Below are 14,572 nucleotides of genomic sequence, written 5' to 3' on the forward strand. Positions count from 1 at the left end.
GCAAAGACGCCTGATATTTGAACTGAATAGCCCACCCCGCGGCCTGAGTCTTTTTATAGCCCTCAAACTTCTCAGCAAACGTTTGACCGATATTGTTATCAAGCTCAGAAAAGCGAGACTTCATCTGCGTCCAAGGCAACTCTTTTTCATCACGTGACTTCCACCTGTCTGGCTCAAAAGGCTTCGTCATATAGACATCAAGTGGCGATACGATATAACGGCTATCCATGACACTGCATAAGGTTGTCTTCGTCGGATCAACATCCGGGTACACCCGTTTGAACTCAGACAGCGCCTCCGACTCCCGCGTCGGTGGCGGCTTCAACAACTCAGTGCGTGCCCATTCCAGCTCCCTTTTCTGCTTTTTTAACACGCGCTGTGATTGCTCAACTTCCTCGGGCGTATATTGACCGTCGGGGCTGTATTTTATCACCTTGTTAGCGACCCCCCACGCCCTAAGCGGATTGATCGACATGCTTGCTAACGCGTCCTCATCCTCAAGGATATTAAGTTGCACATCGGCATAGTCCACTATTTGACGAAACGTCATGTTTCCCGATGCGCCGCCGCGATCTTCCTGCTCTACCAGTGCAACCGCTATTGAAAATTCCGCCCACGTATAAGACCCAAAAACAAGTTCGGGAGGAATATTTTTTACTTTGAGTTCAGGGGCGACGGCGGACAGTAATAGCTGCGCAGCAAGAGGGGCCACATCCGCGCCCAGCTTAGTTTCAAGATAAGTCGTAAAACGTTTAACAATCTCAGAAGCGCTAGCCCCCATATTGTCGCGTTGATAGAGGTTATAACCCGCCACGTTGAAGCATGACTTATCCGGGTTAGGATCAAGGTCCTGCAAGAGTGCCGCAGTCAATGCCTCAATCGCACCGGTCGGCGACTCTGCTGAGCTGATTCTTTTTTGTATGTCCAGTCCCAACGTCTGTGCATCGGTCGTCCGAATGAGCTGGTCCAATGCCAATGAGGGATTGTCCAGAATCATCTTCTGGGCAGGCGCCCCAGGCCTGTTCATCAGGCTACGTATAAAACTGCCGGCTCCTGCGTGAGAATCAGGAGCCGGGCTTGCATGTTTCAACTTCCACGGATCCACTACCGCCTTCATCTTGCGCAACGCGGTTTTATTCAGCAGTCCCGCAATATGCCTGACGCCCCCACCGTCGGCCCCAGGCATCCGATGGGCAAGGTCAAAGGAGAGTGCGTTCGCCAAGCCAAGCGCCTGCGCACGGTTGCCAGGTAGCTTATGCCCCTTATTTTCGAGCATCTGAGCAACACTTATCTCCCGGCGCTGCTCCTCGATAAATAAACTTGAACGTCGGTCAATCGGGACCATAACGTTATTCAGATCTATTTTCCCTTCAGCATCGTCTACCTGGGCGTTCAGCGCCGCGATAAGTGCATGACGATTAGCGTCATCACCCAGCGCCTTGCCCTGCTCCACTAACGCCTCGACAGATCGCTGGGACGCATGACCCACAGGTGCGAACTCAAACGCTGACCCGGCCCTCAGTTTCTCTCGATGCGCGGCGGCTTGCGAAGGGGAGAGATCGATAGGTTCTGCGTAAAATCGACCCACCGTGTACAGCGGCACCTTACCGTCCGGCCAAGGATAACTGAACGCCTGCCCAGGCTTTGGAGCGATCACCCTGGCAATCGACAACAGCACCCTGGAGATGTCCGACCAACCCGAATTGTCTTCTAAGGAAAAAGTGTGGATCTTGCCATTTACAATTTCCGTCAATTCCCCGGCGAACGGATCCACTTTGAGGCTTTTGCTATCAAGGCCCTGTTCTTTCGCCCACGATAAAAACCCCCGGCTTTTAAAGGCGTCGTCCAATTGGGTCCGCCAACGACCGAGTGTGGACTGCGCAGGCACTTGAACATCCATTGGCCCCATTGAGGTGTGAAAGGAGCGCGTCGCTAATGCTAACGCGTAGGGCCTCGCCAACTGAGCGTCAGCCACCGCCCGGGTTTCGGGGGTGTCAGGCACCTGAGCATCCGTGTTGCGTTCATCATGTGCTTTATCGGTGCTAACCCTGGCGCCAGCCGCAGGAGGCTCATCGGCCCCTGTACTGGATAAGATGGGTGATACTTTTACTGCTTCAATATTTGTCATTTCCACACCCGAACCCGAATAAAAACAAGTAACTATTCAGAGACTGAGTGGCTCACAACTATACAAATCACACAAAAAACATCAGGCAAGGTTTATCCAAACGTTTCAACCCACTTCTCTCATGGGCGACTAAAAGCGGGCACTATGAGGGCTGCAGTAACAACGTGCAGATCACGCGTGTGAACAACGTTCAATTCCGTGCCGACGTAACTTCCTGTAAAGCGTATTCCGGCTCACGCCTAAACTTTCTGCCGTGCGGGACATGTGCCAATGTTGCTGTTTGAGTGCATTGAGTAACGCTACACGCTCTGCATCGTCCAGAACGCCCCCCTGCTGGGGCTCTAAAGCCCTCACGGGGCGCGGTTGGCGAATGATGGGCGGCAGGTCTTCAACGCTGATTTTCCCGTCCTCGCACAACGCCGCCAAAGTACGCAACACGTTGCGCAATTGCCGAATGTTTCCCGGCCAGGCGTAGTCCAGCAAAGCGCGCCGCGCTGGCTCATCAAGCACCACCGCTTGCCCTGCGGCTTCCTCCGCCAGCAAAAACGCCAGTAATTGCGCTTTGTCGCTGCGGTCGCGCAAGGGCGGCACGGCAATCTCAAGGCCGTTGAGGCGATAGTAAAGGTCTTCGCGGAAGCTACCGTCGGCAACACGCGCTAACAGGTCGCGGTGGGTCGCGCTGATGATTCTGACGTCCACCGCCTGCGGCGCGCCCCCGATGGGCACCACCACGCGGTCTTCCAGCACCCTTAAAAGACGGGTTTGCAACGCGAAAGGCATGTCGCCTATCTCATCGAGAAACAGGGTGCCGCCATCGGCCTGCTGTAATTTACCGCGCATGCCTTCTTTCAGCGCGCCGGTAAAGCTGCCGCCGCGATAACCGAACAACTCGCTTTCAATCAGGTTTTCCGGGATGGCGGCGCAATTAAGCGCAACGAAAGCCTTGTCGGCGCGCTGGCTGGCTTGATGCACCGCCTTGGCGAAGGCTTCTTTACCACAGCCGGTTTCGCCGTTGATCAACAGGGGCACGTCGCGCTCGAATACCCTGAGGGCCTTGCGAAAATCACTCTGTAACACCGGGTCACCGAGGCAGATGCCCGGCAGGCGCGGTGCCTCGGGCGTGGCCATCGGCGCCGGCGGTGTACTCCGTGCCTGACCACGCAACGCAGCGAACAAATGCCGGCCATCGCGCGTACGCAACGGCCAACTGGCGGTGGCATTGGCACTGGCGCGGCCGAGCAACTGGTCCAGCGAGCATTCGAAAAACGCTTCCACCGGCTGCCCCAGCAAACCGCCCCGCGCCTGGCCCAGCAGGTTCAGGGCGCTCTGGTTGACCGCACAGATACGTCCGTCACCGTCGAAGGCCAGCAGCCCTTCGCTGAACAACCCCACAGATTCCGCCTGCAAGTGAAAGCGCAGCAGCCAGTGCTTTTCAAAATGGCGCAGGAAGTAACAACTTTCGATCATCTTGGCCGACAAGTTCACCAACGCCATGGTGTGGAACTGGCTTTGGCGCGACACCGCCTCACGTGCAGAAGACACATCCAGCACGGCCAGCAGTTCTCCATGGGGATCGAACACCGGGCTCGCTGAGCAGGTCAGACCGGTGTGGCGGCCGCGAAAATGCTCATCGCGGTGAATGGTCAGCGACTGGCGCTCCACCAAGCAGGTGCCGATGCCATTGGTGCCCTCGCACGCCTCGCTCCAGTCGGCCCCCAGCCATAGCCCCGCACGCTCGAACACCTTGCGCTCGGCCGGCGCGGTAACGCAGTTGAGTATCACCCCACGCGCATCGGTGAGCAGCACCGCATGGCCGGCGCCGGAAAGTTGTTGATGCAGGCTGTTCATCTCACTGCCGGCAATGCGCAGCACTTGCTGCAAGCGCTCGCGACTTTCCAGCAGGCGCCCGTGTTCCAGCACGGTGGGCGCCATGGTCAGCGCGGGGTCGAGGTGATAGTCCTCAAGGCACCGCAACCAGGACCGGGCGATGGACGGGTCGCTGCCGGGGCCGTGGGCGAGGTCTTGCCCGCGGGTGACGGTGAGGACCTGTTGAGCATGGCGACTGAAATGATCGTTGTGCATGTTCTTATTATTCTCCCTGCGTGAGAGCAGCCAGCATCCCCCAGCCATCCGGCCATTGCAATCCCGCGCCGACCCACCGGTCACAGGGTGTATCGCTTATGGCACAAACTGTCACACCGACTGTGCCAGCCTTGTCACCGCAACACCTCGCAACAAAGCTCAAACCCTTGATTTAACAGGTGTGTAAAGCGATGGCCCAACCTTTGCTCTACGCTTTATCACGCGCAACACCGCTGTACTCCAATAAACATAAAAGCAGGAGATACCCACCATGCGTTACGCACATCCCGGCACCGAAGGCTCGATCGTTTCCTTCAAGGCCAAGTACGGCAACTTCATCGGCGGCGAGTTCGTTGCGCCGGTGGACGGCAACTATTTCACTAACACCTCGCCGGTCAACGGCAAGCCCATCGCCGAATTCCCGCGCTCCACTGCCAAAGACATCGACAAGGCACTGGATGCCGCCCACGCCGCCGCTGACGCCTGGGGCAAGACCTCGGCCCAGGACCGCTCGCTGGTGCTGCTGAAAATCGCCGACCGCATCGAACAGAACCTCGAACTGCTGGCCATCACCGAGACCTGGGACAACGGCAAGGCCGTGCGTGAAACCCTCAACGCCGACATCCCGTTGGCCGCCGACCACTTCCGCTACTTCGCCGGTTGCATCCGCGCCCAGGAAGGCACCAGCGCCGAGATCAACGAACTTACCGCGTCCTACCACTTCCACGAGCCGCTGGGTGTGGTCGGCCAGATCATCCCGTGGAACTTCCCGCTGCTGATGGCCGCGTGGAAACTCGCACCGGCCCTGGCCGCCGGTAACTGCGTGGTGCTTAAACCGGCCGAGCAAACCCCGCTGGGCATCAACGTGCTGATGGAGCTGATCGGCGACCTGCTGCCGCCTGGCGTGCTGAACGTGGTGCACGGCTTCGGTAAAGAAGCGGGCGAAGCCCTGGCCACCAGCAAGCGCATCGCCAAGATCGCCTTCACCGGCTCCACGCCGGTGGGCTCGCACATCATGCACGCGGCGGCCGAGAACATTATTCCGTCCACCGTCGAGCTGGGCGGCAAGTCGCCGAACATCTTCTTTGCCGACATCATGAAAGCCGAACCTTCGTTTATCGAAAAAGCCGCCGAAGGCCTGGTGCTGGCGTTCTTTAACCAAGGCGAAGTGTGCACCTGCCCATCCCGTGCGCTGGTTGAAGAGTCAATCTACGACGACTTCATGAAAGTAGTGATGAAGAAGGTCGAGCAGATCAAACGCGGCGACCCGCTGGACACCGACACCATGGTCGGCGCCCAGGCGTCCGAGCAGCAGTTCGACAAGATCCTGTCCTACCTGGAAATCGCCAAGGGCGAAGGCGCGCAACTGCTCACCGGCGGCAAGGTCGAGCAACTGACCGGCGACATGGCCGGTGGTTATTACATCCAGCCGACGCTGCTCAAGGGCACCAATGAGATGCGCGTGTTCCAGGAAGAAATCTTCGGCCCGGTGGTGAGCATCACCACCTTCAAGGACGAAGCCGAAGCCCTGGCGATTGCCAACGACACCGAGTTCGGCCTCGGCGCCGGCGTGTGGACCCGCGACATCAACCGCGCCTACCGCATGGGCCGCGCGATCAAGGCGGGCCGCGTGTGGACCAACTGCTACCACCTGTACCCGGCGCATGCCGCGTTTGGTGGCTACAAGAAGTCCGGCGTGGGCCGTGAGACCCACAAGATGATGTTGGATCACTACCAGCAGACCAAGAACCTGCTGGTGAGCTACGACATTAATCCGTTGGGCTTTTTCTAACCCTCCCCGATCGTTCCCACGCTCTGCGTGGGAATGCCGCCTGGGACGCTCCGCGTCCCGATGTCTGCACAAGGCTCAAGCCGGGTGCAAGGTGACGCAGAGCGTCACGGGATGCATTCCCACGCAGAGCGTGGGAACGATCTCGCTTGCTACACACAATAATAACAACGGACGGTACTTCCCCATGCCTAGCGAACCCACTGGCTCTTCCGTCGACTTCGAAAAAGTCGGCACCGACTATTTCCAACAACGCGAACTGAAAAAAGGCGCCGCCGGCTGGGTGCTGCTGGTCGGCCTTGGCGTTGCCTATGTGATCTCCGGCGACTACGCCGGTTGGAACTTCGGCCTGGCCCAGGGCGGCTGGGGCGGCATGTTCCTCGCCACCTTGCTCATGGCCACCATGTACCTGTGCATGTGTTTCTCCCTGGCCGAACTGTCTTCCATGATTCCTACCGCCGGCGGTGGCTACGGCTTTGCCCGCAGCGCCTTTGGCCCTTGGGGCGGGTTCCTCACGGGCACCGCCATCCTGATCGAGTACGCGATTGCTCCTGCCGCCATCGCGGTGTTTATCGGCGCCTATTGCGAGTCGTTGTTCGGCATCGGCGGCTGGATGATTTACCTGGCGTTCTACATCATCTTTATCGGCATCCACATCTTTGGCGTGGGTGAAGCCTTGAAGCTGATGTTTGTGATCACCGCCGTCGCTGCGATTGCCTTGGGGGTGTTCCTGGTGTCGATGGTGCCGCACTTCAACGTCGCCAACTTGCTCGACATGCCGGTGACCGAGGCCAAGGGCGCCAGCACCTTCCTGCCGTTTGGCTATGTTGGCGTGTGGGCGGCGATTCCCTACGCGATCTGGTTTTTCCTCGCCGTCGAAGGCGTGCCCCTGGCCGCCGAAGAAACCAAGAACCCCAAGCGCGACCTGCCCCGCGGATTGATCGGCGCCATTGTGGTGCTGACCAGTTTTGCCTTGTTGATTCTGGTGATTGCGCCCGGCGGCGCCGGCACCTACGCGCTGATCAAATCGGGTAACCCGCTGGTTGAAGCACTGGCGTTGTCGTACGGCGGCTCGACCTGGATGGGCAGCTTCGTCAATCTGGTTGGCCTGGCCGGGCTAATCGCGAGCTTTTTCTCGATTATCTACGCCTATTCGCGGCAGATCTTTGCCTTGTCTCGCGCCGGCTACCTGCCGCGCAAGCTGTCGCAGACCAACAAAAGCAAAGCGCCGGTGCTGGCGTTGGTAATCCCCGGCATCATCGGTTTCGGCCTGTCGCTGACGGGCCAGGGTGATTTGTTGATTCTGGTGGCGGTGTTCGGCGCGACCATTTCCTACGTACTGATGATGGCCGCGCACATCACCTTGCGCATCCGCCGCCCCAAAATGGACCGCCCGTACCGCACGCCGGGTGGCATTTTCACTTCCGGCATCGCCCTGGTACTGGCCTGCGTGGCCGTGGTAGCGGGCTTTCTGGTGGACCCACGGGTGGTGATTGGCGCTGCGATCATCTATGGAGTATTAATTGCTTACTTTGCTTTCTACAGCCGGCATCACTTGGTAGCAGGCACGCCCGAAGAGGAATTCGCGGCGATCCAGGCCGCAGAGGCCGCCTTGCACTAACTGCCGTAAACCTCGATGCGGGCGCCTTACTCACGGGCAGCCCGCGTCGCCAAGGAGACACTGTATGGCAAGCTTTACCCACGCGGTAGGTACTCAGACCTACCGTTTCGACAGCCTCAAAGACGTGATGGCCAAGGCCAGCCCGGCGCGTTCCGGCGACTTCCTGGCCGGTGTGGCGGCGCAAAACGACGGCGAGCGCGTCGCGGCGCAAATGGCGCTGGCGAATATCCCGTTGAAACACTTCCTCGAAGAAGTGCTGATCCCTTACGAAAGCGACGAAGTCACCCGGCTGATCATCGACACCCACGATAAACAGGCGTTCAGCGCCGTCAGCCACCTGACCGTCGGTGGCCTGCGCGACTGGTTGCTCAGCGATGCGGCCGACGAACATTCCCTGCGTGCCTTGGCGCCCGGGCTGACCCCGGAGATGGCCGCCGCCGTCTCCAAAATCATGCGTGTGCAGGACCTGGTGCTGGTGGCGCAGAAGATTCGCGTGGTCACCCAGTTTCGCGGCACCATGGGCCTGCGCGGGCGCCTGTCGACCCGCCTGCAACCCAACCACCCGACGGATGAACCGGCGGGCATCGCCGCCAGCATTCTCGACGGCCTGCTCTACGGCAACGGCGACGCCATGATCGGCATCAACCCGGCCACCGACAGCATCGCCTCGATCTGCGCCATGCTGGAGATGCTCGACGCGATCATCCAGCGCTACGACATCCCCACCCAAGCCTGCGTGCTGACTCACGTGACCACCTCCATCGAAGCCATCAACCGTGGCGTGCCGCTGGACCTGGTGTTTCAGTCGATTGCCGGCACCGAGGCGGCCAACGCCAGTTTCGGCATCAGCCTGAGCGTGCTGCAAGAAGGCTACGAAGCGGGTTTGAGCCTGAATCGCGGCACTTTGGGCCAGAACCTGATGTATTTCGAAACCGGCCAGGGCAGCGCCTTGTCGGCCAACGCGCACTTTGGCGTCGACCAGCAAACCTGTGAAACCCGCGCCTACGCCGTGGCACGGCATTTCAAGCCGTTTTTGGTCAACACGGTTGTAGGCTTTATCGGCCCGGAGTACCTGTACAACGGCAAACAGATCATCCGCGCCGGCCTCGAAGACCACTTCTGCGGCAAGCTGCTCGGCGTGCCGATGGGCTGTGATATCTGCTACACCAACCACGCCGAGGCCGACCAGGATGACATGGACACGCTGCTGACCCTGCTGGGCGTGGCCGGGATCAACTTCATCATGGGCATCCCCGGCTCCGACGACATCATGCTCAACTACCAGACCACCTCGTTCCACGACGCCCTGTACGCTCGGCAAACACTGGGTTTAAAGCCGGCGCCGGAGTTTGAGCAGTGGCTGGCGAAAATGGGCATCTTCACCCAAGCCGACGGCAAGGTGCACTTTGGCAACAGCCTGCCACCGGCGTTTCGCCACGCCTTGAAGCAATTAGGATGAAGGAGCCGCCTGTGCAACTCGACCTGCCTGACAACCCATGGCTGGAACTGCGCCGCCTCACGCCTGCGCGCATTGCCCTGGGCCGCACCGGCACCAGCATCCCCACCAACGCGCAGCTGGATTTTCAATTCGCCCACGCCCAGGCACGCGATGCGGTACACCTGCCCTTCGACCATGCGGGCCTGAGCAGCCAAATGGCCGAGCGCGGGCGTGACAGCCTGTTGCTGCACAGCGCTGCGGTGGACCGGCACATGTACCTGCAACGCCCGGATTTGGGCCGACGCCTGAGTGATGAGTCAGCCCAGAGCCTGCGCGACTATGCCGCCGCCAACCCAGGCGGCGTGGATTTGGCCGTGGTGGTGGCCGATGGCCTGTCGGCGCTGGCGGTGCATAAACATACGCTGCCGTTTCTTACACGCATGGAGGAACAGACCCAGGCTGAAGGCTGGTCTTTATCGCCAGTGATTCTGGTGGAACAGGGCCGCGTGGCAGTGGCCGATGAAGTCGGCCAATTGCTCGGGGCCAAGATGGTGGTGATTCTGATCGGCGAACGGCCGGGCCTCAGCTCGCCGGACAGCCTGGGGCTGTATTTCACCTACAACCCCAAGGTCGGACTCACCGATGCCTACCGCAACTGCATCTCCAACGTGCGACTGGAGGGCCTGAGTTACGTCATGGCCGCCCATCGCCTGCTTTATTTGATGAAAGAGGCGTGTCGTCGGCAGCTGTCGGGGGTCAACCTCAAGGACGAGGCGCAGGTTCAGACCATTGAATCGGATGATCCTGACCTGATGAAAGGCAATTTCCTGCTCAGCCCACCCAATGACTGATAGCTGCACGATTGCGCTTTTTTGCGTCATTAGGCAGCATCGAGTCACGGCCGCTTGTGTGGTCATACCCCATTTGGAAGTTGAGGCCTGGCATGCGGATTACTCAAGCGACCCTGGAACACCTGGACCTGCTGACCCCGTTGTTCGTCAAGTACCGTGAGTTTTATGGCGCGCTGCCCTTCCCGGATTCGTCGCGGGCCTTTCTGGAAAAGCGCCTGCGCCGCAAAGAGTCGGTGATCTACCTCGCCCTGGCGGATGATGACGACAAAAGGTTGCTGGGATTCTGCCAGCTGTACCCGAGCTTTTCGTCGCTGTCGCTTAAACGCGTGTGGATCCTCAACGACATCTACGTGGCCGAAGATGCCCGCCGGCAGTTGGTGGCCGACAACCTGATACGCACCGCGAAGAAGATGGCCAAGGAGACCCAGGCCGTGCGGCTGCGGGTGTCGACCAGCAGTGACAATGAAGTGGCGCAGAAGACCTATGAGTCGATCGGCTTTCGGGAAGATACGGAGTTCAAGAACTTCGTGCTGCCGATCAGTGAGGACTGAGAAAACACCAGCGCTCCACTGTGGGAGCTGGCTTGCCTGCGATAGCGAAGTATCAGCGGATGCATCATTTGCTGACCCACCGCTATCGCAGGCAAGCCAGCTCCCACATTTACATCTGAGCAACATTTAGGTCGGTGTGGGGCCTTGCTACCAGCGACACTCCCCGCTACAAAACCAACACGCTTTTCACCTCTTAATCCGTATAATGCGGACCTCTCAGAGTTGTAAGAATCGCGACATAACCTTGTAGCCTAACTTACCCGTAGCTTCCGCACAGGCCCGCTGAGTCGGGCCATTCACACAGGTGCCATCCATGGATTTCAACCCGCTCGACCTTATTCTGCATCTCGACGTGTACCTCGACATGCTGGTAAGAAACTACGGAGTGTGGATCTACGCCATTCTGTTCCTGGTTATCTTTTGCGAAACCGGTTTGGTGGTCATGCCCTTCCTGCCCGGTGACTCCTTGCTGTTTATCGCCGGCGCCGTCGCCGCAGGCGGCGGCATGGACCCGGTTCTGCTGGGCGGCCTGCTAATGCTGGCAGCCATCCTCGGCGACAGTACCAACTACGTGATCGGACGAACGGCCGGGGAGCGCTTGTTCAGCAACCCGAATTCGAAAATCTTCCGCCGCGACTACCTGCAAAAAACCCACGACTTCTACGACAAGCACGGCGGTAAAACCGTGACCCTGGCGCGCTTCCTGCCGATCCTGCGCACCTTTGCGCCATTCGTGGCCGGTATCGCCAAAATGCCTTACCCGCGCTTCTTTGGGTTCAGCGTGTTCGGCACCATCCTGTGGGTTGGCGGCCTGGTCACCCTGGGTTACTTCTTCGGCAACGTGCCGTTTATCAAAAAGAACCTCTCGCTGCTGGTGGTGTTCATCATCCTGCTGTCGCTGGTGCCAATGATCATCGGCGTGGTCCGCAGCCGTTTTGGCCGCAGTTCCGAAGCCAAGCCGCAGTAACCCGCGATGTGGTCCCTCAGCGCCTGGCGTCGCCGGCGCCTGCTGGCCAAGCACCCGATTGCCGATGACACCTGGCAGCGGGTGCGCCACCACCTGACCTTCCTCGACGGCATCAGCGCCGAGCAGGACCAGTGGCTGCGCGAAGCCTGCGTGGTGTTCCTGAATGAAAAGCACCTCACCGCCCTGCCCGGCGTCGAGCTGCATCAGGAACAGCGCCTGCTGCTCGCCGCCCAGGCACAATTGCCGTTGATGAACCTGGGCGACCTCGACTGGTATCAGGGTTTTCACGAAATCGTGCTGTACCCCGACGACTTCCTCAGCCCCCAGCGCCATCGCGATGCCAGCGGCGTCGAGCACGAGTGGGACGGTGAGCACAGCGGCGAAGCCTGGCAGCAAGGCCCGGTGATCCTCGCCTGGCCCGGCGTACTGGCCAGCGGCCAGTGGGAAGGCTACAACCTGGTGATCCACGAGCTGGCGCACAAGCTGGACATGCTCAACGGCGACGCCAACGGCCTGCCGCCGCTGCACCACGACATGCGCGTGCAGGAATGGGCCAGCGTGATGCAAAGCGCCTTTGACGACCTCAACCGCCAGCTGGATGCCAACCCGGACGCCGAGACCGACATCGACCCCTACGCCGCCGAAAACCCGGCGGAGTTCTTTGCCGTCACCAGTGAGTATTTCTTCAGTGCCCCGGATTTACTGGTCGGCACTTACCCCCGGGTGTACGCGCAACTGAGCCGCTTCTATCGCCAGGACCCGCTGGCCCGCCTGCACCAACTGCAAACCGGCGATGCCCGCTACCAGACTGAACCGCTGGCGCCACACGACGTCTGACGCATGGCATCGGCGTCAGAATATGCCTATAATCGCCGCCACTTTTAGGCCAATCCGGCCATGTTTCATGGCCAACTACGGGGGCACCGCCCAATGAGCTACAGCAAGATTCCGGCTGGCAAAGACCTGCCGAACGACATCTACGTCGCCATCGAAATTCCGGCCAACCACGCGCCGATCAAATACGAAATCGACAAAGACAGCGACTGCCTGTTCGTTGACCGTTTCATGGCCACCCCGATGTTCTACCCGGCCAACTACGGTTTTATCCCTAACACCCTGGCTGACGACGGTGACCCCCTCGACGTGCTGGTAGTAACCCCTTACCCGGTTACCCCAGGCTCGGTGATTCGCGCGCGCCCAGTCGGCATCCTGAACATGACCGACGACGGCGGTGGCGATGCCAAAGTTATCGCGGTGCCACACGACAAGCTGTCCCAGCTGTACGTGGACGTGAAGGAATACACCGACCTGCCGCCACTGCTGCTGGAACAGATCAAGCACTTCTTCGAGAACTACAAAGACCTCGAAAAAGGCAAATGGGTGAAGATCGACGGTTGGGGCAACGCAGACGCCGCCCGCGCCGAGATCATGAAGTCGGTCGCTGCCTACAAAGGCTGATACCCGCTCCTCATTGCCCCGGCAATCAAAAAAGCCCCGACGATTCGGGGCTTTTTTTGTGGGAAAAATTAAACGCCAAGTTCAATGTTTAATTCGGAACGTTTAATAAGATTAGATAACTGACATATCAGACTACAACTAAGCAAATCCCTACACGCGAAACTCAACACATAGTTTATTTGATGTATTTTACCGGCCAGTAAACTCTGCGTTTATGAATACATCAGGTGATCGACTAAAAGCGTTACTGCGGGAAGTTCATCTTTCCGCCTCCGACTTCGCCAAGAACCGTGGTGTCACGCCTCAACACGTGAACAACTGGTTCAAGCGCGGCGTGCCCATGGGCCGACTCAACGAGATCGCAGAACTGCTCTGCGTCTCCAGCCGTTGGCTGCGCACCGGCGAAGGCCTCAAACACCCGCCGGCCAACTTCCTGCTGGAAGGCCCGGACCCAAGCAAGGGCATCGCCACCCGCGAAGACAGCGGCAAGTACCTCACGGGCCCCGCCCGCCTCCCAGAAAAAATCGACGTGGAGATCGCCCTCCACCCCACATTCACCTCAACCGAGCGCATCCGCGTCTCCCTGCACACCCTCGAAACCCTCAACGTACACCCCGACCGCGCGGTAGGCGCCTACATGGTCGACAACAGCATGACCGACATCATCCAACAAGGCGCCACCCTCGCCATCGACCGCGGCCGCAGCCAAATCACCGACGGCGAAATCTACGCCGTCGAACACGACGGCATGCTCCGCATCAAATACCTCTACAACCGCCCCGGCGGCGGCCTGCGCATGCGCAGCCACAACGCCAGCGAACACCCGGACGAATACCTCACCCACGAACAACGCTTTGAACAGAACTTCGGGATCGTCGGCTGGGTGTTCTGGTGGTCCACCCTCAACAACCGCAGACCCGTCCCACTGGACGAACACCTGCTGGGCTGGGAAGGCTCTAAATCGGACCCGGAGGTAGGCATTTGAGGTGAATGTGGGTATCATGCCGCCCACATTTGGCAGGGGGTGGCTTTGCGCTATCCACCCTGCTTGGCGATGCGGAGGAGTTCCCGCTGATGCCCCTACTATTCAGCCAGACTCGATGTGGGCTGAGCGATTTGAAGGCTGGTGAGGTTTGTCAAAAACAAGCTGAGGCAGTCCCCGAGAAGCCGGCCACAAGCCGGCTTTTTAATACCTGTAAGAATCACAATCCAGTAGTCCAACAGTTGTCGGACTACTGGAGCCGCTTATTGCCTCACCCGCCTCTCTGGTGCGTTATCCAGGCTGCATACACTCCACAGCCCGATCCGCCACCATCTTCGCCATCTCCACCAAATGCATCACCGCCCTGTGCGGCGCCCCCAGTGGTTCACCAAGCGCCTGCGACGTAGCCACCGCGCACTGCAGCAGCTCGGCCACGCGCACCCAGGCATCTTCAAAGCTCAGTTCTTCATTAACAGTAAATGGTTTGGTCGCAGCCGATGAGGGCAAATCCGAAACAACGTTATCCATAGCAAAACTCCAATCGATAATTTGGAGCTGCCAAGATCCGCGACTAAACGAAAGGCGGCAGCTGTACGCAGGTTAGTCGACCGGTCGATTGGGAACCCGGCGCACCCGGAGGTGCCCTGCGCACAGCCACCATAAGATGCAGGCGAAGGGGTGCCTGACTCATGAATTGCTTATGCG

Annotated in this window: 12 protein-coding genes; 9 read left to right on the forward strand and 3 right to left on the reverse strand. The window is 59.4% G+C overall.

The window, feature by feature from the left end; all coding sequences use genetic code 11:
- Together FEM54_RS08900 and FEM54_RS08905 are read right to left on the reverse strand one after the other, a co-directional pair.
- A partial coding sequence (locus FEM54_RS08900; protein WP_138450479.1) for a hypothetical protein occupies positions 1-2,128 on the reverse strand: 2,128 nt, incomplete at its 3' end.
- Between the two features lie 171 nt (positions 2,129-2,299).
- Positions 2,300-4,210: a sigma-54-dependent Fis family transcriptional regulator gene (locus FEM54_RS08905; RefSeq protein WP_138450481.1), complete on the reverse strand. Its 1,911-nt coding sequence runs from the start codon at positions 4,208-4,210 to the stop codon at positions 2,300-2,302.
- Positions 4,211-4,481: 271 nt separating this feature from the next.
- On the opposite strand from FEM54_RS08905, the gene exaC reads away from it, so the two are divergent.
- The 9 genes from exaC to FEM54_RS08950 all read left to right on the forward strand — a co-directional run bounded on the left by exaC (position 4,482) and on the right by FEM54_RS08950 (position 13,870).
- Complete coding sequence (gene exaC, locus FEM54_RS08910; RefSeq protein WP_058420203.1) at positions 4,482-6,002, forward strand: acetaldehyde dehydrogenase ExaC; 1,521 nt, start codon at positions 4,482-4,484, stop codon at positions 6,000-6,002.
- Between the two features lie 184 nt (positions 6,003-6,186).
- On the forward strand, positions 6,187-7,620 hold the full coding sequence (gene eat / locus FEM54_RS08915; protein ID WP_138450483.1) for an ethanolamine permease: 1,434 nt from the start codon (positions 6,187-6,189) through the stop codon (positions 7,618-7,620).
- A gap of 64 nt (positions 7,621-7,684) precedes the next feature.
- Positions 7,685-9,079 carry an ethanolamine ammonia-lyase subunit EutB gene (locus tag FEM54_RS08920; protein ID WP_138450485.1) on the forward strand — a complete coding sequence of 465 codons (1,395 nt, stop codon included), beginning with the start codon at positions 7,685-7,687 and terminating at the stop codon, positions 9,077-9,079.
- On the forward strand, positions 9,076-9,909 hold the full coding sequence (gene eutC / locus FEM54_RS08925; RefSeq protein WP_138450487.1) for an ethanolamine ammonia-lyase subunit EutC: 834 nt from the start codon (positions 9,076-9,078) through the stop codon (positions 9,907-9,909). The genes FEM54_RS08920 and eutC overlap by 4 nt, the downstream gene beginning before the upstream one ends.
- A 92-nt stretch (positions 9,910-10,001) precedes the next feature.
- Positions 10,002-10,460, forward strand: coding sequence for a GNAT family N-acetyltransferase (locus FEM54_RS08930; RefSeq protein ID WP_138450490.1), 459 nt, complete (start codon positions 10,002-10,004; stop codon positions 10,458-10,460).
- A 313-nt stretch (positions 10,461-10,773) separates the two neighbouring features.
- Positions 10,774-11,427, forward strand: coding sequence for a DedA family protein (locus FEM54_RS08935; RefSeq protein ID WP_017136026.1), 654 nt, complete (start codon positions 10,774-10,776; stop codon positions 11,425-11,427).
- A 6-nt stretch (positions 11,428-11,433) separates the two neighbouring features.
- Entirely contained in the window at positions 11,434-12,264 is an 831-nt protein-coding gene (locus FEM54_RS08940; RefSeq protein ID WP_138450492.1) for a M90 family metallopeptidase, read from the forward strand.
- Positions 12,265-12,357: 93 nt separating this feature from the next.
- Positions 12,358-12,885: an inorganic diphosphatase gene (gene ppa / locus FEM54_RS08945; protein ID WP_003176323.1), complete on the forward strand. Its 528-nt coding sequence runs from the start codon at positions 12,358-12,360 to the stop codon at positions 12,883-12,885.
- Positions 12,886-13,099: 214 nt separating this feature from the next.
- Positions 13,100-13,870: a LexA family transcriptional regulator gene (locus FEM54_RS08950; RefSeq protein ID WP_138450494.1), complete on the forward strand. Its 771-nt coding sequence runs from the start codon at positions 13,100-13,102 to the stop codon at positions 13,868-13,870.
- Between the two features lie 288 nt (positions 13,871-14,158).
- Here FEM54_RS08950 and FEM54_RS08960 read toward each other — a convergent pair whose 3' ends face one another.
- Positions 14,159-14,395: a DUF6124 family protein gene (locus FEM54_RS08960; RefSeq protein ID WP_138450496.1), complete on the reverse strand. Its 237-nt coding sequence runs from the start codon at positions 14,393-14,395 to the stop codon at positions 14,159-14,161.
- Positions 14,396-14,572 lie beyond the last annotated feature (177 nt).

Origin of the sequence: Pseudomonas edaphica (genome assembly GCF_005863185.1) — a bacterium.
Lineage (GTDB): Bacteria > Pseudomonadota > Gammaproteobacteria > Pseudomonadales > Pseudomonadaceae > Aquipseudomonas > Aquipseudomonas edaphica.